Source organism: Pseudomonas phenolilytica (genome assembly GCF_021432765.1).
In the GTDB taxonomy this organism is placed as follows: domain Bacteria; phylum Pseudomonadota; class Gammaproteobacteria; order Pseudomonadales; family Pseudomonadaceae; genus Stutzerimonas; species Stutzerimonas phenolilytica.
The window spans coordinates 3213369-3232831 of the sequence record NZ_CP058908.1 but is presented as its reverse complement, the minus strand read 5'-3'; the positions used below and the strand labels follow the sequence as shown (position 1 = coordinate 3232831).

General features: G+C 62.6%; 21 protein-coding genes. 8 read left to right on the top strand and 13 right to left on the bottom strand.

Annotated elements, in window-relative coordinates:
* The first annotated feature begins 2 nt into the window (after positions 1 to 2).
* The 3 genes from HU825_RS15445 to nudC are packed head-to-tail and all read left to right on the top strand — an operon-like array spanning position 3 to position 3368.
* A complete protein-coding gene (locus HU825_RS15445; RefSeq protein ID WP_054093066.1) occupies positions 3 to 815 on the top strand; it encodes a crotonase/enoyl-CoA hydratase family protein in 813 nt (270 codons plus the stop codon).
* A gap of 37 nt (positions 816 to 852) precedes the next feature.
* On the top strand, positions 853 to 2535 hold the full coding sequence (locus HU825_RS15440; RefSeq protein WP_234303411.1) for a FimL-related protein: 1683 nt from the start codon (positions 853 to 855) through the stop codon (positions 2533 to 2535).
* On the top strand, positions 2535 to 3368 hold the full coding sequence (nudC, locus tag HU825_RS15435) for an NAD(+) diphosphatase (protein WP_156714643.1): 834 nt from the start codon (positions 2535 to 2537) through the stop codon (positions 3366 to 3368). Before HU825_RS15440 ends, nudC begins: the two co-directional genes overlap by 1 nt.
* On the opposite strand, the gene HU825_RS15430 is transcribed toward nudC, so the two are convergent.
* Positions 3336 to 4124 carry a TSUP family transporter gene (locus HU825_RS15430; protein WP_156714642.1) on the bottom strand — a complete coding sequence of 263 codons (789 nt, stop codon included), beginning with the start codon at positions 4122 to 4124 and terminating at the stop codon, positions 3336 to 3338. The genes nudC and HU825_RS15430 overlap by 33 nt on opposite strands.
* 198 nt (positions 4125 to 4322) lie before the next feature.
* On the opposite strand from HU825_RS15430, the gene HU825_RS15425 reads away from it, so the two are divergent.
* Positions 4323 to 4967: a hypothetical protein gene (locus tag HU825_RS15425; protein WP_043295631.1), complete on the top strand. Its 645-nt coding sequence runs from the start codon at positions 4323 to 4325 to the stop codon at positions 4965 to 4967.
* A 56-nt stretch (positions 4968 to 5023) separates the two neighbouring features.
* Here HU825_RS15425 and HU825_RS15420 read toward each other — a convergent pair whose 3' ends face one another.
* The 4 genes from HU825_RS15420 to HU825_RS15405 all read right to left on the bottom strand — a co-directional run bounded on the left by HU825_RS15420 (position 5024) and on the right by HU825_RS15405 (position 8204).
* Complete coding sequence (locus HU825_RS15420) at positions 5024 to 5791, bottom strand: SDR family oxidoreductase (RefSeq protein ID WP_008567869.1); 768 nt, start codon at positions 5789 to 5791, stop codon at positions 5024 to 5026.
* Between the two features lie 55 nt (positions 5792 to 5846).
* Complete coding sequence (locus tag HU825_RS15415; protein WP_156714640.1) at positions 5847 to 6914, bottom strand: phosphotransferase family protein; 1068 nt, start codon at positions 6912 to 6914, stop codon at positions 5847 to 5849.
* Positions 6915 to 7116: 202 nt separating this feature from the next.
* Complete coding sequence (locus HU825_RS15410) at positions 7117 to 7431, bottom strand: SCP2 sterol-binding domain-containing protein (RefSeq protein ID WP_008567867.1); 315 nt, start codon at positions 7429 to 7431, stop codon at positions 7117 to 7119.
* A gap of 62 nt (positions 7432 to 7493) precedes the next feature.
* Positions 7494 to 8204 carry a histidine phosphatase family protein gene (locus HU825_RS15405; RefSeq protein ID WP_008567866.1) on the bottom strand — a complete coding sequence of 237 codons (711 nt, stop codon included), beginning with the start codon at positions 8202 to 8204 and terminating at the stop codon, positions 7494 to 7496.
* Between the two features lie 187 nt (positions 8205 to 8391).
* On the opposite strand from HU825_RS15405, the gene sohB reads away from it, so the two are divergent.
* Together sohB and HU825_RS15395 are read left to right on the top strand one after the other, a co-directional pair.
* On the top strand, positions 8392 to 9414 hold the full coding sequence (gene sohB / locus HU825_RS15400; protein ID WP_234302400.1) for a protease SohB: 1023 nt from the start codon (positions 8392 to 8394) through the stop codon (positions 9412 to 9414).
* An 11-nt stretch (positions 9415 to 9425) separates the two neighbouring features.
* The gene (locus HU825_RS15395) at positions 9426 to 10418 is read left to right on the top strand and encodes a YhdH/YhfP family quinone oxidoreductase (RefSeq protein WP_234302399.1); all 993 of its coding nucleotides are present in this window, start codon (positions 9426 to 9428) and stop codon (positions 10416 to 10418) included.
* Positions 10419 to 10479: 61 nt separating this feature from the next.
* Here the strand turns inward: HU825_RS15395 and HU825_RS15390 are convergent, their stop codons facing one another.
* From HU825_RS15390 to HU825_RS15355, 8 genes are all read right to left on the bottom strand, one after another.
* Entirely contained in the window at positions 10480 to 10980 is a 501-nt protein-coding gene (locus tag HU825_RS15390; protein WP_008567863.1) for a DUF934 domain-containing protein, read from the bottom strand.
* Positions 10964 to 12622, bottom strand: coding sequence for a nitrite/sulfite reductase (locus tag HU825_RS15385; protein WP_008567860.1), 1659 nt, complete (start codon positions 12620 to 12622; stop codon positions 10964 to 10966). The genes HU825_RS15390 and HU825_RS15385 overlap by 17 nt, the downstream gene beginning before the upstream one ends.
* 339 nt (positions 12623 to 12961) lie before the next feature.
* Positions 12962 to 13180 (bottom strand): DUF2970 domain-containing protein, encoded by a 219-nt coding sequence (locus tag HU825_RS15380; protein WP_008567858.1) that lies wholly within the window; start codon positions 13178 to 13180, stop codon positions 12962 to 12964.
* A 121-nt stretch (positions 13181 to 13301) separates the two neighbouring features.
* Positions 13302 to 13835, bottom strand: a complete 534-nt coding sequence (locus HU825_RS15375; RefSeq protein WP_008567857.1) for an Hsp20/alpha crystallin family protein — start codon at positions 13833 to 13835, stop codon at positions 13302 to 13304.
* An 87-nt stretch (positions 13836 to 13922) separates the two neighbouring features.
* Entirely contained in the window at positions 13923 to 14378 is a 456-nt protein-coding gene (locus HU825_RS15370) for a 3-phosphoshikimate 1-carboxyvinyltransferase (protein ID WP_234302398.1), read from the bottom strand.
* Between the two features lie 38 nt (positions 14379 to 14416).
* Positions 14417 to 15757 (bottom strand): leucine-rich repeat-containing protein kinase family protein, encoded by a 1341-nt coding sequence (locus HU825_RS15365; RefSeq protein WP_234302397.1) that lies wholly within the window; start codon positions 15755 to 15757, stop codon positions 14417 to 14419.
* Positions 15758 to 15834: 77 nt separating this feature from the next.
* Positions 15835 to 16869 carry an RNA methyltransferase gene (locus HU825_RS15360; RefSeq protein ID WP_043295624.1) on the bottom strand — a complete coding sequence of 345 codons (1035 nt, stop codon included), beginning with the start codon at positions 16867 to 16869 and terminating at the stop codon, positions 15835 to 15837.
* Between the two features lie 43 nt (positions 16870 to 16912).
* Positions 16913 to 18061 (bottom strand): MFS transporter, encoded by a 1149-nt coding sequence (locus HU825_RS15355; RefSeq protein WP_138299959.1) that lies wholly within the window; start codon positions 18059 to 18061, stop codon positions 16913 to 16915.
* A gap of 66 nt (positions 18062 to 18127) precedes the next feature.
* Between HU825_RS15355 and HU825_RS15350 the strand changes: the two genes are divergently transcribed.
* Both HU825_RS15350 and HU825_RS15345 read left to right on the top strand, forming a co-directional pair.
* Complete coding sequence (locus tag HU825_RS15350; RefSeq protein ID WP_175415089.1) at positions 18128 to 18469, top strand: DUF1883 domain-containing protein; 342 nt, start codon at positions 18128 to 18130, stop codon at positions 18467 to 18469.
* Positions 18470 to 18583: 114 nt separating this feature from the next.
* Positions 18584 to 19462: a DMT family transporter gene (locus HU825_RS15345; protein ID WP_234302396.1), complete on the top strand. Its 879-nt coding sequence runs from the start codon at positions 18584 to 18586 to the stop codon at positions 19460 to 19462.
* Position 19463 lies beyond the last annotated feature (1 nt).

Below are 19463 nucleotides of genomic sequence, written 5' to 3'. Positions count from 1 at the left end.
GCGTGAACCAATACCAAGCCTTTCGTGTCGAGCTGGCTGATAAAGTCGCGAATGTCGTGATCAATCGACCCGAAAAGATCAATGCGATGAATGCGGCCTTCTGGTCCGAGATCATCGATATATTCAAGTGGATCGACGAAACCGACGACGTTCGCGTGGTGGTGCTCAGCGGAGCGGGTGCACATTTTTCCTCGGGTATCGATCTGCAGTTGCTGGCGCAGGTGGGTGGCGAGCTGGGCAAGGATGTCGGGCGCAACGCCGAAAAACTGCGGCGCAAGATTCTCTCGCTCCAGGCTTCGTTCAACGCCGTGGACAACTGTCGCAAGCCAGTCATCGCGGCGATCCAGGGCTACTGCCTGGGCGGTGCGATTGACCTGATCTCCGCGTGCGACATGCGCTACAGCACCAGCGATGCGCAGTTTTCGATCAAGGAGATCGACATGGGCATGGCGGCCGATGTCGGTACCCTGCAACGGCTCCCGCGCATCATCGGCGACGGTATGATGCGCGAACTCGCTTTTACCGGTCGCACCATCAATGGTGAAGAAGCGCGTGCGATCGGCCTGGTCAACCGTACCTACGCCGATCAGCAGGCATTGCAGGACGGCGTGCAGGACCTGGCGCGACAGATTGCGGAAAAGTCGCCTCTGGCGATTCGCGGCACCAAGGAGATGATCCGCTACATGCGCGACCATCGGGTCGATGACGGCCTGGAGTACATTGCCACTTGGAACGCCGCAATGCTGCAGGCGGCCGATCTTCGGGTTGCAGTTACCGCACACATGACCAAACAGAAGCCGGACTTTGCCGACTGATGCGTCACAACAACGCTGCGCGGGAGGCGCACTAGGCATGGTTACTGGAGCTACATCGCTCGGTCTGGTTCGCGACGAACTGTTCGCCACGATGGAAGAGGCGGAGCAGAGCCTCGAACACTTCATCATCGATCGCAACAATGGCGGCTTGCTGCAGCAGGCGGTGGAAAATCTCAAGCAGGTTCGTGGCACGCTCAACCTCATCGAGTTGGCCGGAGCGGAGCTGCTGGCGCAGGAAGTGCTGCAGCTCGCGATGGATATCCCGGTGGGAGCCAGCGAAGAGCGTGACAGTCAGATGGCGGCGATGAGCAACGGCCTGTATGTGCTACGGCGCTATCTCGAAAGTGTCGATGCGAGCCGGCAGGAGATGCCCGAGCTCTTGCTTCCGGCGATCAATGCCTTGCGTCTGGCGGCTTCGCAACCGCTGCTGCCAGAGAGCTTCTTTTTCAGTGCGCGCCTGGATCATGCGCGTCCGGTGAGCCTGTCGCACGCGCGGCCTGTCGCGGACTTGAATGCCGAGACGCGACGCATGCGGCACATGTACCAGATCGGTCTGCTGGGTTTCCTCCGCGAGGACAACCTGGCTGCCAGCCTGAGATTGATGGCCCGGGCGCTAGGGCGCCTTGAGCAGCTCTATGCCCACCTGCCGGCCGGTCGTTTGTGCTGGATCGGTGGTGCGGCGCTTGAGAGTCAGCTCGACGGCCAGTTACTGCCGCGCAAATCGCGCAAGCAGCTGTTTTCCCGTCTGGATCGTGAGCTCAAGCAGTTGCTCGTCAATCCTGACTATGAAACCTCGCGCAGCCTGCTCAAGGAATTGCTGTATCTGGTTGCGCTGGCCGACAGCGCCGGGCCGCTAGCGATGCAGGTGCGAGAGGTGTTTGCGCTCGGAGCATTGCCGTTCACCGATCACATGCTCGAGGAAGAGTCCCAGCGTCTGGCTGGCCCCGGTCAGGGGGTTATGCGGTCGCTGTCCTCTGCCATCCGGGAAGAGCTGGCCAGCCTGAAGGACTTGCTGGATCTCATTGAACGCGGTACGGCACCAGCCGAGGCTTTTGCCAACCTGCACACGCTGCTTGGCAAACTGGCCAAGACGCTCGGCATGGTCGGTTTGTCTTCGGCTGCAAACACGCTGCATACGCAGCTTGCCGTGGTCTCGACTTGGACGCAGGAGCGGCCTGTGCAGGCGCAGGAGCTGCTTCGCTTGGCCGATGCCGTGCTCTATGTGGAAAGCATGGTCGCCAGCCTGGAGAAGGGGGAGCGCCGGGAGGGGCGGATGCCGCCGGCTGCGCCAGGTCTTGAAGCCGAGGCGTTTGCGAATCACCAGCTGACCGAGGCGTACATCGTGGTTATCGATGAGGCGTCCGCCGGTCTGGCACTGGCGAAACGTGCGATCACCGCCTATCTGGAATCCAACGGTGAAAAACTGCACCTGGCCAATGTGCCCTTCAGTCTGCAGGCCGTGCGTGGAGGCCTACGCTTTCTCGAGCAGGAGCGTGCCGCAGAGCTGATCGGCGCCTGCGCGGATTTCATCCAGAAACAGATGCTCGAATCCACTCAGATGCCGGCCGAACAGATGCTCGAGACGCTCGCCGACGCTTTGACCAGTCTGGAATATTATCTGGACGGCGGTGCGATACTGCGCCGTGACGATTCGCGCGCCAGCGTGCTCGATCTGGCCAGCGAAAGCGTCCGGGCACTTGGAATGCCGGTCGCCGCCTGATGAGCTTGCGCTGGCACGCTGCCTTGCTCGATCCCGCTACGCCGGGAGGCTGGGCCGTGGTGCATTGCCAGCAGCAGTTCCTTTTCGACAGCAACGGCGTTCTGTTTCCGCGTGATTGGCTCAAGCGCCTGGAGCTGCCGCTGCTGAGCGAGCAGGGATTGGGCTACTTCGATGGCGATGCGGTGTTCCTTTTCGAGCTGGACCGCCCGGTCGCCATACCGGGTGCGAGCTGGCAGGGACTGCGGCAGTTCATGCTGCACAACGACGACCGCGATCTGTTTCGCATGCTTGGCTACGCCGCGCAAATCGGAACCTGGGCGACGCAGCATCGCTTCTGCGGTCATTGCGGGGCGCGTATGCAGCAGCATGCACGCGAGCGCGCCATGTATTGCCCGGACTGCGGCATCCATCATTACCCGCGTCTTTCGCCCAGCATGATCGTGCTGGTCACGCGTGGTGACGAATTGTTGCTCGCGCGCTCGCCGCGTTTTGCCCCCGGGGTGTACAGCACGCTGGCCGGCTACGTCGAGCCGGGTGAATCGGTCGAGCAATGCGTCGAGCGTGAGGTGCGCGAAGAGGTCGGTGTGTCGATCCACCCGCCACGCTACATCACCAGCCAAGGCTGGCCGTTCCCGCATTCGTTGATGCTGGGTTTCCACGCCGAATACGCGGCGGGCGAGATTGTTCCGCAGCCCGAAGAAATCGAGGATGCGCGCTGGTTTTCCATCCACCGCCTGCCGGAACTGCCGGCGCGCCAGTCGATTGCCCGTTATCTGATCGAGCTCTACCTCGCGCGGCGCCTAGGCCGCGATGACCCAGTGCTGCCAGGCTAGACGCACGCTCAGCGCCAGCACCACCAGAATGAACACCGGACGGATGAACTTTGCGCCGCCATGGATGGCTGTGCGTGCGCCGAAGTACGCCCCACTCATCAGGGCAAGCCCCATGCCGATGCCCAGCACCCAGGCGACCTGTCCGGCAACGATGAAAACGCCAAGGGCAGCAGCATTGCTGACGAAATTCATACTGCGCGCCACACCACTGGCGCGCAGCAGATCCAGCGGATAAAGCAGCAGGCTGCTGACCGTCCAGAATGCCCCGGTGCCTGGCCCCGCAACGCCGTCATAGAACCCCAGCCCCAAGCCTTGCGGCCATTGGCGACGCGGGGCGATGAGTAGCGGGGTAGTCGCGGCTGTACCTGATGGCGTACGACTGAACAGCAGGTACAAGCCGCAGCCACAGACCACCAGCGGTAGCATCTGATTCAACCAGCTGGCCGGCAATCGATGGGCAAGGGCGGCGCCAAGCGTGGCTCCGATCGCCGTGCCGAGCAGCGCCCGTCGCCAGAGGCGCGGATCGAACAGGCGTCGCCGGTAAAAGGTGTAGCTTGCCGTGGCTGACCCGAAGGTGGCGCAGAGCTTGTTGGTGCCCAGTACCAGATGCGGTGGTAGCCCTGCGGTTAGCAGCGCGGGAATGGTCAGCAGCCCGCCGCCACCGGCGATTGCATCGATGAAGCCGGCGATGAACGCCACGATAATCAGTGCCAGCAGGGAAATAGGGTCAAGGGCGAGTTCGAACGCGAATGGCATAGGCACTCGTGAGGCCGGAACAAGGGGCTCCAGCATAAGACGATGCCTGCAACAAGTCAGCGGATGGAGCTCATACCGATGATGGGTCGTGATCGCGTGCAAGCCAAGTTGCCGACTCGTGATGGATGTCCCACGACCATGCTGGATGCCTGCCTGGACGCTGCGGATAATGCCGCACTCGTTGGGAGAGGCGCATTCATGCAATATCTCGGGCTCGCGTTGGTGGTGGCGTTACTCGCTCTGGTGGTTCTGTGGGTGGCGCTGCGCGTGTTGTTCGGCGGCAGCTGGCTGCTCGGCTGGCTGCGAGGCACGTTCGGCATGCTGCTGCTCGTACTCACGGCGATGATCGGTCTCATTGCGTACGAAGTCCGCGACTATCAGGCCACAGCGAACAGCACTCCGCTGGCGACGGTCGTTTTCCATGCACAGGGCAAGCAGCGCTTCGAGGTCGAGCTTCAGCAGGCCAACCAGCACCGCTCGGCGGTTGTAGAGGGGGACTTGTGGCAACTGGAGGTGCACATGCTGCGCTGGAGCGGACTGGCTGCGTTGATCGGGTTGGAGCCAGGTTATCGGCTACAGGCGCTGTCAGGTCGCTATCTCTCAGTGGAGCAGCAGGAACAGGCGCGCCATACGCGGGTGCTGCTGACGAGCAGCACAGCCGTGCCGGTCTGGGATTGGTTGCGGAGCCTGGACTGGAGCGTCCCGTTCATCGAGCCGCAGACACAGCGCGTGAGCTTCATACCGCTGGTTGATGGTGCGGCGTTTCAGATCGAACAGTCGGCGACCGGATTGCTCGCAACGCCAGTGAACCCCGAAGCGCGCCAGGCGCTGAAAGACTGGTAGCGCAAAACGCGCGATAAAAAGGGAGCTTGATCGCTCCCTTTTTGTTACATCGCCGATCAGGCCAGGTAGCCGCCGTCAACGTTGAGTGCCACACCGGTGGTGTAGCTGGATGCGTCGCTGGCGAGGTACAGCACGGCGCCGGCCATTTCGCTGGGATTGGCAACGCGGCGCAGGGGAATGTGCTGCAAGGCCGCCTCACGGATGCTGTCGTTCTTGACCAGTGCCGAAGCGAACTTGGTGTCGGTCAGGCCTGGCAGCAGGGCGTTGCAGCGGATGCCGAACTGTGCGCACTCTTTGGCGAAGGCCTTGGTCATGTTGATCACAGCGCCTTTGGTGATCGAATAGATGCCCTGGAAATCACCCGGCGATACGCCATTGATCGAGGCGACGTTGATGATGCTGCCGCCACCCTGCTGGCGCATCAACTTGCCGGCTTCGACGGACATATAGAAGTAGCCGCGGACGTTGACATCGACGGTCTTCTGGAACGCCGACACGTCGGTGTCGAGGATGTGGCAGAACTGGGGGTTGGTGGCGGCGTTGTTCACCAGAATGTCGAGACGGCCGAACTCTTCGCGAATCCTGGCGAAGACGGCCTGGATCTGCTCCATTTCGCCGATATGGCAGGCTACGGCAGTGGCCTTGCCGCCGTCGGCGATGATCGAATCGGCCACGGCCTGACAGCCTTCGAGCTTGCGGCTGGAGACGATCACGTGGGCACCCTGCTGGGCCAGCAGGCGGGCAACGGCTTCGCCGATGCCACGGCTGGCGCCAGAGACGAAGGCGATCTTGCCATCCAGGTCGAACAGTTGGGTTTTGGACATCGATGGTTCCTCTTGTTGTTCGTGGTTCGGCCCCATCGCTGGAGCCGAAGTGGGTTCAGAGCTGAGAGTGCTCGATCACGTGTAGCGCCTTTTGCTCGAGCAGTCGGTTCATGGCGATGAAACGGGCGAAACGCTGGTCCTGCGTCTGCCCGTGATAGAAGCGGTAGTAGATCTGCTGGATGATCCCGGCGAGCCGAAACAGGCCGTAGGTGTAATAGAAGTCGATGCAGGGAATTTCGATGCCGGCACGGAGAGCGTAGTACTCGACGAAGCTCGCGCGCGTATGCATACCGGGCAGATGGCTGGGTTGCCGGCGCATGGCCTGCATCGCGGGCGGATCGTTCGCTTCGATCCAGTAGGCCAGCGTATTGCCCAGATCCATGAGCGGATCGCCGATGGTGGTCATTTCCCAATCCAGCACACCGATGATCTGCATCGGGTTTTGCGGGTTGAGGATGACATTGTCGAAGCGGTAGTCGTTGTGGACGATGCCGGGCTTGGGATGATCGGCCGGCATCTTGACCTTCAGCCAGGCGACGACCGGCGCCCACTGCGGCGCATCGGGCGTCAGGGCGCGCTCGTAGCGCTCGCTCCAGCCTTCGATCTGGCGTTTCACATAACCTTCGGGCCGGCCCAGATCGGCCAGTCCGCACGCTTGGTAATCGACGTTGTGCAGTTCCACGAGCTTGTCGATGAAGCTTTCGCAAAGCGCGCGGGTCTGGCTTTCGTCGAAGTTCAGCTCCGGTGGCAGCTCGGCACGCAGAATGATGCCGTTGACGCGTTCCATCACGTAGAACTCGGCGCCGATTACCGATTCGTCGGTGCAATGAGCGTACGCCTTGGGGCAATACGGAAATCCGGCGTTGAGCTGGTTGAGGATGCGGAACTCGCGTCCCATGTCATGGGCGGACTTGGCCTTGCGGCCAAAGGGCGGGCGGCGCAGCACCAGCTCACGGTTCGGGTATTCGAGCAGGTAGGTGAGATTCGATGCACCGCCGGGAAACTGCGAAATCCGCGGGCTGCCTTCCAAATCGGCTATGTGCGCCTTGAGGTAGCGGTCCACAGCCTCGACCGGTAGCTCCTCGCCTTCGCGGATACGCGTGGTTTGATCCGTAAGCGCCATGTTTTATCCCTTCTGCTTATGTTTGGTGCTCGAGATGATTCAGTAATCTAATGCTGCGGGTGATGCGAACCAAGGTTGGCCAGCTGTTATTGGCGAAGCTGTTGGTGCTTGATCAGGGTGGCTGATCGCTGGCGCAGCGGGCTCGGCTCATAAAAAAACCGAAGCCAGATGGCTTCGGTTCCGGTGTCGCGACTGGCTCGCCTTACGCGGGGAACAGTTCGCTGAGTTTCAAGGCCAGCATCATGTCGCCTTCAGCGCGCAGCTTGCCGCCCATGAACGCCTGCATGCCGTCGGTTTCGCCGCTGACGATACCCTGCATGGTTTCGCTATCCATGATCAAGGTGACGTTGGCATCGCTGGAATCGCCCTGCTGCAGATCGCAGGTGCCGTCCTTGACGGTCAGGTAGTAGTTTTCGGCGTCGGTGATGTTGAACTGGAAGACCAGATCCAGGCCGGCGGCGGCGCTCGGGTTGAATTTGGACTGCATGCCCTTGAAGGTTTCGGCAACGTTGCTCATGACGTGTTCCTTTATTTTGATGTGGATGAAACATGCAGCCTGGGGCCGCTCTTGGGCTGGGCTTATCGGTGAGTGACAAGCTCCGGGTTCTTCAACAATTGCAGATGCGCATGACTGTTGAACGAAGCGAGCGCGACCTCGCGGCCGCGAAATTTCAACTGGCTGAGTGAGGTATTGACGATCTGCCAGTTCAACTCGAACGCCTTCACCGCCGGTACGCCGATGATTCGCTGCAACAGCGCGGTAATGGTGCCGCCGGACGTGAAGACGGCGATCTTGTCGCTCTTTTCGGCCTGCTCGAGCAGGCGCTCCAGGCCGCCGGCGACGCGTTCGAGAAAGCTGCTCCAGCTTTCCAGTTCTTCCTTTTCATGTTCGCCGGAAATCCAGCGGTGCACGACGAAGGTGAACAGGCGCTGAAATTCCGCGCGGTGACTGGCGGCATTGCGCAGGATATGCAGGGCGTTCGGTTCGACTTCCAGCAGTTCGGGAAGATGCGCACGGATAACCGCATCGGCTTGGAATTCGTTGAACGCCGCGTCGATTTCCAGCGACGGCTGGCTTCCATCTGAGTGAGCTAAACGGGAAAGCGTGGTACGTGCGGTGTCCTGCTGACGATGAAGTTCACCGCTGATGCAGCGATCGAAGCGGATGCCGAGCTGCGCCAGATAGTCGCCCAGCGCTTCAGCCTGGCGGTAGCCCAGCGGCGAGAGCACGTCGTAGTCCTGTGCACCGAAAGACGCCTGAGCATGTCTGATCAGGTAGATGCTGCCCATGTGTTGTCGTGCCCGTTCGCTGGTTTTTCGCGAGGGTAGGAGGAGCGACGGGGAGTGTCAACGACAATTCATACGTTTGTTTGAATTGGGCGCGCGCTGGTTCCGCTACAGGCGCCCCGGTATGCTTGCCCATCCGGCGCCGCACAAGCGTATGCCAGCGGCTGTCATCCAAACCCAAGGAGCGATCGTGGAATTTCTTGCCGATTACGCCAGTTTTCTGGCCAAGACCGTGACACTGGTGCTGGCCATCGTGGTGGTACTCATCGTCGTGGCATCGTCACGACGTGGTCGCGGCAAGTCGAGCGGCGGCAATTTGCAGGTGCACAAGCTCAACGATTTCTACAAGGCGATGCGCGAGCGCCTCGAGCAATCGGTACTGGAGAAAGATCAGCTCAAGGCTCAGCGCAAGCGCGAGGCGAAGGCCGCGAAGCAGGCCAAGAAGTCCGAAACGCCGTCACGCGTATTCGTTCTGGACTTCGATGGCGACCTCAAGGCGTCCGCCGTTGAGAGCCTGCGTCACGAAATTACCGCGCTGCTGACCTTGGCCACACCGCAGGATGAAGTGGTGCTGCGTCTGGAGAGTGGTGGCGGCATGGTGCACAGCTATGGCCTGGCGGCTTCGCAGTTGGTGCGTATCCGCGATGCCGGCGTGCCGCTGACGGTCTGTGTCGACAAGGTTGCGGCCAGCGGTGGCTACATGATGGCTTGCATCGGTGATCGGATTCTGACCGCGCCGTTCGCCATCCTCGGCTCCATCGGTGTGGTGGCGCAACTGCCCAATCTGCATCGGTTACTGAAGAAGCATGACGTCGACTTCGAAGTGCTTACCGCGGGTGAGTACAAGCGCACGCTGACTGTCTTTGGTGAGAACACCGAAAAGGGTCGGGAGAAATTCCAGGAAGACCTGCAGACCACGCACGACCTGTTCAAGAACTTCGTTGCGCGTTATCGGCAGCAGGTCAGCATCGACGACGTAGCCACCGGCGAGGTCTGGTTGGGTACCGCTGCGCTGGGCAAGCATCTGGCTGACGAGATCAAGACCAGCGACCAGTATCTGGCTGAGCGCGCGCATGAGGCTGAGCTTTTCCATCTGCACTATGCGGAGAAAAAAAGTCTGCCCGAGCGCTTTGGCATGGCGGCCAGTGCTTTGATCGAGTACGGCGTGGCCAAGGGCTGGAAACAGATCAACGAACAGAAATTCTGGCGATAGAGGAGAGGCGCATGGGTAGCTTCAAGGCATTGCAGGTCAGCGAGGACGGGCAGGGGCATTTCGCGTCACGTATTGTCGAGCGATCGATCGATGAGCTGCCCGCCGGCGAGGTGCTCATCCGGGTGCGCTATTCCTCGTTGAACTACAAAGACGCACTCTCGGCCAGCGGCAATCGCGGCGTGACCCGCCAGTATCCGCACACGCCAGGTATCGATGCAGCGGGCGTGGTCGAGGCGTCGAGCGTCGCCGAGCTGAAGGCTGGCGATGAGGTGATTGTCACCGGCTACGACTTGGGCATGAACACCGCAGGTGGTTTCGGCCAGTACATCCGTGTTCCCGCTGCCTGGGTGATCAAACGTCCGCAAGGGCTCTCGCTGCGGGATTCGATGATCCTCGGAACCGCCGGCCTGACCGCTGCACTGTGTGTCGAGAAGCTCGAGCGCGCGGGATTGGAGCCTGGTGCGGCGCCGGTGCTGGTCACGGGCGCGACCGGGGGGGTGGGCAGTATTGCCGTGGCCTTGCTGGCACGGCTGGGCTATACCGTTGCGGCCATGACTGGCAAGGCGGAACAGGGCGAGCTGCTGCGGCGTCTGGGCGCCAGCCAGATCGTCGAGCGCAGCGCGTTGCAGGCTGGAACAGAAAAGGCGCTGCTGAAGGAGCAGTGGGGCGGTGCGGTGGATACCGTCGGCGGCGAGATTCTGTTCAACGTGGTGAAGTCGTTGCAGCGTGGGGCCAGTGTGGCCTGCTGCGGTCTGACCGCCGGAACGCACTTTTCAGCCAGCGTGCTGCCGTTCATCCTGCGTGGGGTCAACCTGCTGGGTGTCGACTCGGTGGAGATTCCGCTAGTCGAGAAGGCCTCGATGTGGGACAAGCTCTCGCTGCAATGGCGTCTGCCGCACCTGGACCAGCTGGCCGAAGAGATCAGCCTGCAGCAACTGCCGGATGCGATTGAGTGCATCCTGGCTGGGCAGCAAGTGGCGCGGGTATTGGTGCAGCTGGACTGACAGCCCGTTCCGTAAATGAAAAACCCGCCGTAAGGCGGGTTTTTCATATGTGCGGCTTAGTTTAGCCCTGCCGTCGGCGGAACAGCGGCAGGCGCTCGTCCACTGCGGCCTGATAGCGCACGGAGAAATCCTTCAGGCTCTGCAGCGCGTCTTCCGGGTCTCGATCGGCGCGAATGGCGAATGCATCGAACCCACAGCGGCGCATGTAGAACAGCTGATCGCGCAGCACATCGCCAATCGCGCGGATCTCGCCCTTGTAGCCATAGCGCTCGCGCAGCAGGCGGGCACTGGAATAGTGGCGACCATCGGTAAACTTGGGGAAGTTGAGCGCGATTACCTGAAAATGTTCAAGATCGTCGGCGATCTCTTCGACTTGCTCGTTGGAGTCCAGCCAGATGCCCAGGCCGCCGTCACGCGCCTTGAGTGCGTGTGCGTGATCGATCCACAGGTGCAGCGGTACGATCACGTCATCGCAGTTGGACAGACCGTCCAGCGTCTCTTCCTTGGGTAGCAGGTGCCAGGTTTCGTCGATGATCTGCTCGTTCTTAATGATTCGCTGCATACACTCGCTCCTTGAAGGGATCGATGCCGACGCGGCGGAAGGTGTCGATAAACTGTTCATCTTCGGTACGCAGCTCCACATAGACGCTGATGATCTTTTCGATCACATCCGGCACGACGTCCTGTGCGAAGGACGGGCCGAGAATCTGTCCCAGACTGGAATCGCGGCCGGAGCTGCCGCCCAGCGAAACCTGATAGAACTCGGCGCCTTTCTTGTCGACGCCAAGAATACCGATATGACCGATGTGGTGATGACCGCAGGCGTTCATACAGCCGGAGATGTTCAGGTCCAGATCGCCGATGTCAAACAGGTAATCCAGGTCGTCGAAGCGGCGCTGGATGGCCTCGGCCACCGGGATCGACTTGGCGTTCGCCAGCGAGCAGAAGTCGCCGCCGGGGCAGCAGATGATGTCGGTCAGCAGCCCAATGTTCGGTGTCGCTACGCCGAGTTCGCGCAGCTCGTGCCACAGCTCGAACAGGCGGCTTTGCTCGACGTCCGCAAGAATCATGTTTTGCTCGTGGGAGTTGCGCACCTCGCCGAAACTGTAGCGGTCGGCCAGGTCGGCGATGGCGTCTAGCTGTTTGTCGGTGACATCACCTGGCGTGTTGCCCGTGCTCTTCAGCGACAGCGTCACGGCGGCATAACCGGGCTTCTTGTGCGCGACCACGTTGCGCTGGCGCCAGCGAGCGAAGCCGGGATGCTCGGCATCCAGCTGCGCGAGGGCAGCACTCTGATCTTCCAGCTCTTTGTAGGCCGGATCGACGAAGAAGCGTCCGATGCGCTCGACTTCGGCATCGGTCAGGGTGCTCGGGCCATCCTTCAGGTGGGCCCACTCGGCCTCGACGCGCTCGGCGAAAACTTCCGGGGTCAGCGCCTTGACCAGAATCTTGATACGCGCCTTGAACTTGTTGTCACGACGGCCGTAGCGGTTGTAGACCCGCACGATGGCTTCCAGGTAGCTGAGCAGATGCTGCCACGGCAGGAACTCACGGATGAAGCTGCCGACAATCGGCGTGCGGCCCAGGCCTCCGCCAACCGAGACGCGGAAGCCCAGCTCGCCAGCGGCGTTGCGCACCGCTTCCAGTCCGATGTCATGCACCTCGATGGCGGCACGGTCGCTGACGGCGCCATTCACAGCGATCTTAAACTTGCGCGGCAGATAGGCGAATTCCGGGTGGAATGTCGACCATTGGCGGATGATTTCACACCACGGGCGCGGATCGACCAGTTCGTCCTGGGCAACGCCGGCGAACTGGTCGGTGGTGGTGTTACGGATACAGTTGCCGCTGGTCTGGATCGCGTGCATCTGCACGGTCGCCAGCTCGGCGAGGATATCCGGGACGTCTTCAAGTTCCGGCCAGTTGAATTGCACGTTGGTGCGCGTACTCACATGCGCATAGCCCTTGTCATAGCGGCGGGCGATATACGCCAGCTTGCGCAGCTGGGTGGAAGACAGCAGACCATAGGGAACGGCGATGCGCAGCATCGGGGCGAAACGCTGGATATACAGGCCGTTCTGCAGGCGCAGAGGCAAAAATTCGTCACCGGCAAGCTCACCCGCGAGAAATCGACGGGTCTGATCGCGGAACTGACGAACCCGGTCCTCGATGATGTGTTGGTCGTACTGATCGTAAACGTACATGAAGTGTCCTGTTTTCAGGCTGGCTACAGCTTGTCGCGCGCACGGCTGCGCACCCTACGAGGAAGGGCGGCAAGATACCAGCTCGTGGTTATACGCAAAAGTGATGTTTGGGAATATGTTTAGAACGAAATACGCCATTCTGGCGCTATCGGACCGATGACCGGGAAGGGGGCGTCGCGATGATCTTTACTGGTCTCGTGATAGTGCTTTCGCACGTAGCCAATGGAGATGCTCCATGAATCATCGCGACAGTCTGGTAGATGCGGCCGCCATTCTCGTCCTGATCCTGCTGGCAGTCGGCACGGCGATCTTCTGGCTCAGTCATCAGTAGCGCCGGGCTCATGCGCCGGCGAGGTGGATCACCAGCCGGACCAGCGCAATGAGCACCAGCACGAAGATCACCGTGAAGCCAACGCCGAGCAGGATGAAGTGGCCAGGCTTGCCCTGAGTGAAATCGCGGGCGCGGTTCTTGCCGCTCTGAACGCCCAGCGCCGCGGCGAATACGCTTTGCAGCATCTGGCGCAGGGTCATGGGCTTGTGCTGCGGTTCTTCGCTCATGTTGCAGACTCGTGCGGGGACGTTGTCTGGAGTCTAGTCGAGCGCGCAGATGTTTCAGGTGGTCGAGGGAGAAACCCAGACCGCAGGTCTGACATTCATCAGACCTGCGGTTACTCCGTTGTCAGTCGGTTTTGATCGAGATGGCTTTCTCGCCTGGCTGGGCGCCGGGCTTCTTCGGCAGTGTGAGCGACAGCACGCCCTTGCTGAAGCGGGCGTCGATCTGCTCACGGTCGACTCCGTCCGGCAGGGCAAAACTGCGCTGGAAGCTGCCGAACGAGCGTTCGGAGAGGTGGTAACCCTGCTTCTCTTCTTTACGCTCTTGGCGCTTTTCGCCCTTGATAATCAGCGTATCGCCGACCAGTTTTACCTCGATGTCGGCCTGATCCATGCCTGGCAGTTCGGCGGTTATTTCAAAGGCGTGGTCCTTCTCGACCACGTCCACCGCGGGCATACGACTGAGCCCGCCCTGCCAGAATGGGGTGGTTTCCAGGCTGTGGCGGCCGGGCCGATGCCAGGAACGATCGAAATCATCGAACAGGCGATCGATCTGCCGACGCAGGCCTTCGAACGGGCGCCAGCTTTCCTGGCTAACTGGCGGCTGGGCGCTGGACTCCTTGGCGTCACTTGCTGCAGGTTTGTTCGACGTGTCTGTCATTTGTAACCTCCATTAAGCGTGTGTTTGCGTAAGGCCAAATCAGTTTGGTCTCTTCGCCGGAGCAGCGTTTGATCCCGTCAAGTCATATCAGAAGTTCGCCTTGAACCAGTCCCACAGGCCGAGCGAGTAATTGGGCAGCAGGTCGATGCCCAGCGCCGACTTGACCAAGTAGAGAATCGCCAGTCCGAGCAGAGTACTGATCAGCAGGAAAAGAGTAGCCAGCGCCGCCTTGGCAGCCAGCGACAGGTGCTGCCCGGTGCGTGGGTGGCCGCGCTTGTTGCGCCCGGCGAGCACGGCGAAGTAGTACTGTGCCCCCAGCAGCCGGAAGGTGCCGCGCAGATCGATCTTGTGCTTGACCCAGGAGCGCGCGCCGAACACCTGGCGCAGTGCCTCGAGTTGCGCGTCCGTGAACGATTCACGCAGCGCCTCCGGCAAGCGCTGCTTGAGCCCTTTTACGAAAGGGTCATCAGCCAGCGCGGCGTCGGTAAAGGGCGCGGGATAGCGCGCATGGTCGGTGTCGGAGGAGGTTTCGCGGGACGGCATGGCAGGTTCCCCGTTCGATGAAAGGCTAAGCGTGACAGTTAGGCGCCGGCGGTCGCTTCGCAGGACGCTTGGACTCGCGCCAGGCTGGCTGTCAGCGAGGCGAAATCTGGGCGCTCGCGGCTTTCGTTGAGCAGGCATTGCTGACGCAGCTGGTCGAGCTGAAGCAAGCGCTCATCGCCGGTGTCCGTACAGCGCTGCAGCAGTTCTTCGAGCAGACAGCCGAAGGCGCGCGCCTCGATACGTTGCAGCGCCTGCCCGACGCAGCTGTCGGCGCCAAAGAACGATGCCGCGCCGAAATCGCTGAGCAGGCACTGGCCATGCGGGTTGACCAGCAGATTGTGGGCGTAGAGGTCGCCATGCAGGATGCCGCGGCTGTGCAGGTGCGCAACCGCGGAAGCGGCGCCCTGGCCGATGCGCAGCACTTGTTCGATGCTGAAACGGCTGTCGCTGGCATAGCAGTCACGTGTGCAGCTGGCCAGCGACGGCGGGCCGGCCAGCGGCTGGAACGCCGGCGCGATCAGCTCCATCAGCAAGCCGGCCGCGCTGCCGGGTTGCTCCGCCAGTGGCCCGGCGACCTGGACCAGATTCGGGTGCGCGCCGGCCGCAAGGCAGGCCGCCATCTCGCTGTGCGGCAGGCCGTCGCTGGTCAGGCTGCCCTTGAACAGCTTGGCCGCCATCGACCGGACCCCATGAGGCGAATGCCAACTGGCTCGATGGATGATGCCGGACGCGCCCTGGCCAAGCACCTCGTGCAGTGCGAGCTGTTCCCGTGCCACCGCCGGGCGGGAATGTGCGGCGAGGGCGCGGAGCTCCTCGGCGTCGCTGAACGGGTTGCCGGCAAAGGCCAGCCAGGCCAGCCGCGGTAAGTGCAGCAGCCAATCAGGCAGCGCTTCCAGGCGGTTGGCGGCGATGCGCAGGAGTTCCAGGCGGGTGCAAGCCTGCAGCTGCTCAGGCAGCGAGCGCAACCGATTGCCGGCCAGCATCAGCTTCTGGAGTCGGCTGCAGGCACCAAGCTCGTCAGGAATTTCTGATAGCAGGTTGTCCGTCAGGATCAGCCAGCGTAACAGCGCCGGTAGTGCGTTGGCGGGCAGGTGGGTGATGCGGTTCGCCTTGAAGCCAACCATCTCCAGCTGCGCGCAGTCGCCCAGGCATTCCGGTACCTGGCTGAAGGCATTATCGGAGCAGAACAGGATGCGCAGACGATGCAGCCGTGACAGATCGGCCGGCAGTGCGCTCAGCTGGTTGCCCGAGAGGTTGAGGACTTCCAGCGTGTCGGCCAGGCCGAAGATGGCCTCCGGGAACTCCTGCAGGTCGGCAGACAGGTCCAGGCGGGTGATGCCGGCCAGATCGCCGCGCTCGAGTTGTTGCAGGGTGTGCATGGTGGCTTCCTTGCGGGCTGGCGGTGCTTCGCTCGGGGCGAGCGGCTCTAGCTGGGACAGTGCGGGCTGTCGGGCGTTCAGCTTGTCCGCGTCGGACGTCGCGCCAGCGTCTGCTCGGCACGCGCGCGCAGCTGGCCACAGCCGCCGTCGATGTCCTGGCCTGCGGAGTTGCGTACCTTGGTGAGCACGCCGCGGCTGTGCAGGTAGCGCACGATCTGTACGATGCGTTCGCCGTCGGGGCGCTGGTAGGCATCGTCTTCCAGGCTGTTGTAGGGGATCAGGTTCATCACGGCGTATTTGCCCTTGAGCAGGCGCAGGATGCCGTCCATCTCGTCCTGATGGTCATTGATGCCCTTGAGCAGCGTCCACTGGTACTGGATGGGAAAACCGGTGCGGCGCGCGTAGGCTTCGCCGAGTTCGACCAGCTCCTCGGGGTCGATGCGTGGCGCGCGCGGCAGCAGCGCCTGACGCAGCTCGGCATCGGTCGAGTGCAGCGACAGGGCGAGCGCGGGCTTGACCTGCTGCTGCGGCAGGCGCTCGAACACGCGCGGATCACCGACAGTGGAAAACACCAGGTTCTTGTGCCCGATGCCGCCATCGGTGCCGAGCAGGTCGATGGCTTCGAGCACGTTGTCGAGGTTGTGCGCCGGCTCGCCCATGCCCATGAACACGACCTTCTTCACCGGGCGAAAGCGGCGGGCGAGAGCAACCTGGGCGACGATTTCAGCACTGCCCAGCTGGCGCAGCAGGCCGCTCTTGCCCGTCATGCAGAACAGGCAGCCCACCGCGCAACCGACCTGGCTGGATACGCACAGGCCGTCACGCGGTAGCAGCACGCTTTCCACCATCTGTCCGTCGGCCAGCTCCACCAGCAGCCGCGCCGAGCCATCGGCGGCGGGGTGTTCGGAGCGCAGGCGCGCCAGCTTGTCCAGCTCCATGGCCAGCTGTGGTAGGGCTTCGCGCACGCTGAGCGGCAGGAAGTCTTCCGCCTGCTGCTGGCGACGGCCGATGGAAATGTCGCGGCCGAGCAGCCAGGCACGGGTCATCCGCCCGATATGGCGGGGCTTGGCGCCGACGGCGGCGAACGACTGATGGATATCATGGATACGCATGGGGCGCGCATTCTAGCGGGCCGCTCGCAGAAAGGGCAGGCGCTTAGTCGGCGAAACGCCGGCTGCCCAAGGCGATGCTCAGCAACATCAGCGCGAGCATGCCGAAGGCGACGGCGAGCGAGCTGTAATGGGCGACCAGGCCTATCAGCGCCGGACCGGCCAGCACCCCGGCGAAGCCCACCGTGGTCGCGGCGGTGACCGCCATATGCACCGGCATCGCGTCCTGCCGGCTGAGTGAGGAAATCAGTACCGGTGAGACATTGGCGCAACCCAGTCCGCACAACCCGTAGCCCACCAGCGCCAGCGCCCAGTGCTCGGCGAAGATGCTCAGTGCGATGCCCATCGCAGCGAGCACGCCGCCCAAGGCGATGGTTCGCGCGGTACCGAGGCTATTGACGATCGGTGCGCCAGCGAAGCGGCCGATGGTCACCATCAGCGCGAAACTGGCGTAGCCCAGGCCGCCCCTGGCGGTTTCCAAGTTCTTGTCGGCGGTCAGGAACAGGGCGCTCCAGTCGAGCACGGCGCCTTCGGCCAGATAGACCACGAAGCACAGCAACCCGACCAGCAACACTTGCCCGCTGGGTCGCACGAAGACACCGCCGCCAGCCGGCGCCCGGTCGGGCACGAAGCCAGGCAGAACGGCGAGGTTTGCCGCCACGATCAGCGCGATCATCAGCAAGCAACCGGCTTCGGCGCTCAGACCAAGCGAGAGCAGGGCGGTCAACGCCAGCGCGCCGCTGATCGAGCCGAGACTGAACATGCCGTGAAAGTTGGACATCAGGCGTCGGCCCAGAGCGCCTTCGATCAGCAGCGACTGGATGTTGAGCACGATATCCAGCACGCCAAGGCTGCCACCGAAGCAGAACAGAGCCAGCGCCAGCAGCCAGATCGAATCGACCAGCGCCATGCCGGCCAGCGCCAGGGCCAGCAGGGCGACGCAGCAGAGAATCACCGGTCGGATGCCCCAGCGCGCCACCAGCAGACCCGAGACCGGCATCCAGCTCAGCGAGCCGAGCCCAATGCTCAGCAGCAACAGGCCGAACAGCGCATCGCTCATCTCGATTCTTGCCCGCACGTACGGCACCAGCGGCGCCCAGACGGACAGGCCGAAACCGGCCATGAAGAAGCCGCAGCGCGTAGCATGCCGCACGAGCGGCGAGGTGAGGTCGGCAGTGGGTAGCAGCGCGGACATGCGCGACGGTCCTTGCGTGAGGCGGTGAGCGGAGCGGGCGCCGGGTAACGTCCGGTGCGAGGCGGCATGCTATCGTCTCGCTTTGCCGGCTGTAACCTGCGGAGTCCGTCGATGAAGTTCATACACCAGCGCGAGCAACTCGAGGAGGACGATATCGTCGTCATCCAGTGCTCGCAGACCTGCAACATCCGCCTGATGAACGATGCGAACTTTCGCAGCTTCCGCAATGGCGGGCGTCATACTTATCATGGCGGCGCCTTCGACCGCTTTCCGGCGAAGATCGTCGTGCCGCGTTCGGGATTCTGGAACATCACCATCGATACGGTGACGCGCAAGCCCATCAGCGTGACGCGCAAACCGAACCTTACCTATTCGATCAAGGTCATTCGACGGTCCGCCTCGCGCTAGCGACCGCCATCGCGCAGGCAACGAATCCAGGAGCGATCCGTGAGCCAGCGACACCGCTTGTCTTTTCTGTCATCGCGAACCGAACGTACGCCCGACGTGGGTGGCGTCGGTCGAATGACGACTGCGCACCTGGGCATGCTGCTCTGGGCACTGTTCGTCGGTTTGTCGTTTCCCGCCGTGGGGCTGCTCAGCGAAGGGCTGCCGCCGTTGCTGCTGACGGCCATGCGTTTCGTCATCGCTGCGCTGGTGCTGGCGCCGCTGGCCTGGCGCCAGAGCGACGGGCGGCCGGGCGTCCGCACCTGGCTGCTCTATGCGCTGATGGGGCTGTGCCTGGCCGGCTTCTTCGGCACCATGTTCTGGGTCGCGCACCGGGTTACCGCGCTGTCGATGGCCACGCTGTTCGTCAGCGTCCCGTTGCTGGCGTATGGCCTGGGGCGCGCGCTCGGCGTCGAACGCCCGGCCGGTCGCTTGCTCGCCATTCTGGCGTTGGGGGCGACCGGAGCACTGGGGTTGGCCTGGGCGGAGAACGGCGGCAACTTCGCGGGCCTGCAGCTGGGGCTGGGCGAGCTGGCGTTCTTTCTCGGTTGTATCGCCTCGGCGCTGTATCCGGTGCTCAGCAAATGGGGCCTTGCCCGTGGGGTGTTACCGACGCAGGCGGGCCTGCGTACTTTCTGGAGTTTGCTGGCCGGCGCCGTGCTCATTGCGTTGATGGGGCTGATCTGGGAGCAACCGGCCGCGTTGTTGCACATGAATCCGCTGGACGTACTGTTGGTGGTCTACCTGGGCGTGTTCTCCAGCGCCATGACCTTCTTCCTGCAGCAGCGCGCGACGAGCGTGCTCACGCCCGGCGCGGTGACGGCGTACAGCTATCTGGTGCCATTCGTGTCGATGCTGCTGCTGTTCTACGACCAGCCCGCGCGCATCGGCTGGCACTGGTTGCCAGGCAGCCTGCTGGTCGTGCTGGCCATCGCCTTGCTGCTGCGACGCGAATGAT

What these genes read in the sequence shown, in the direction of transcription:
- HU825_RS15440 (WP_234303411.1), top strand. Translation starts at nt 853, where the DNA reads ATGGTTACTGGAGCTACATCGCTCGGTCTGGTTCGCGACGAACTGTTC.
- nudC (WP_156714643.1), top strand. Translation starts at nt 2,535, where the DNA reads ATGAGCTTGCGCTGGCACGCTGCCTTGCTCGATCCCGCTACGCCGGGA.
- HU825_RS15430 (WP_156714642.1), bottom strand. Translation starts at nt 4,124, where the DNA reads ATGCCATTCGCGTTCGAACTCGCCCTTGACCCTATTTCCCTGCTGGCA.
- HU825_RS15425 (WP_043295631.1), top strand. Translation starts at nt 4,323, where the DNA reads ATGCAATATCTCGGGCTCGCGTTGGTGGTGGCGTTACTCGCTCTGGTG.
- HU825_RS15420 (WP_008567869.1), bottom strand. Translation starts at nt 5,791, where the DNA reads ATGTCCAAAACCCAACTGTTCGACCTGGATGGCAAGATCGCCTTCGTC.
- HU825_RS15415 (WP_156714640.1), bottom strand. Translation starts at nt 6,914, where the DNA reads ATGGCGCTTACGGATCAAACCACGCGTATCCGCGAAGGCGAGGAGCTA.
- HU825_RS15410 (WP_008567867.1), bottom strand. Translation starts at nt 7,431, where the DNA reads ATGAGCAACGTTGCCGAAACCTTCAAGGGCATGCAGTCCAAATTCAAC.
- HU825_RS15405 (WP_008567866.1), bottom strand. Translation starts at nt 8,204, where the DNA reads ATGGGCAGCATCTACCTGATCAGACATGCTCAGGCGTCTTTCGGTGCA.
- HU825_RS15395 (WP_234302399.1), top strand. Translation starts at nt 9,426, where the DNA reads ATGGGTAGCTTCAAGGCATTGCAGGTCAGCGAGGACGGGCAGGGGCAT.
- HU825_RS15390 (WP_008567863.1), bottom strand. Translation starts at nt 10,980, where the DNA reads ATGCAGCGAATCATTAAGAACGAGCAGATCATCGACGAAACCTGGCAC.
- HU825_RS15385 (WP_008567860.1), bottom strand. Translation starts at nt 12,622, where the DNA reads ATGTACGTTTACGATCAGTACGACCAACACATCATCGAGGACCGGGTT.
- HU825_RS15380 (WP_008567858.1), bottom strand. Translation starts at nt 13,180, where the DNA reads ATGAGCGAAGAACCGCAGCACAAGCCCATGACCCTGCGCCAGATGCTG.
- HU825_RS15375 (WP_008567857.1), bottom strand. Translation starts at nt 13,835, where the DNA reads ATGACAGACACGTCGAACAAACCTGCAGCAAGTGACGCCAAGGAGTCC.
- HU825_RS15370 (WP_234302398.1), bottom strand. Translation starts at nt 14,378, where the DNA reads ATGCCGTCCCGCGAAACCTCCTCCGACACCGACCATGCGCGCTATCCC.
- HU825_RS15365 (WP_234302397.1), bottom strand. Translation starts at nt 15,757, where the DNA reads ATGCACACCCTGCAACAACTCGAGCGCGGCGATCTGGCCGGCATCACC.
- HU825_RS15360 (WP_043295624.1), bottom strand. Translation starts at nt 16,869, where the DNA reads ATGCGTATCCATGATATCCATCAGTCGTTCGCCGCCGTCGGCGCCAAG.
- HU825_RS15355 (WP_138299959.1), bottom strand. Translation starts at nt 18,061, where the DNA reads ATGTCCGCGCTGCTACCCACTGCCGACCTCACCTCGCCGCTCGTGCGG.
- HU825_RS15350 (WP_175415089.1), top strand. Translation starts at nt 18,128, where the DNA reads ATGCTATCGTCTCGCTTTGCCGGCTGTAACCTGCGGAGTCCGTCGATG.
- HU825_RS15345 (WP_234302396.1), top strand. Translation starts at nt 18,584, where the DNA reads ATGACGACTGCGCACCTGGGCATGCTGCTCTGGGCACTGTTCGTCGGT.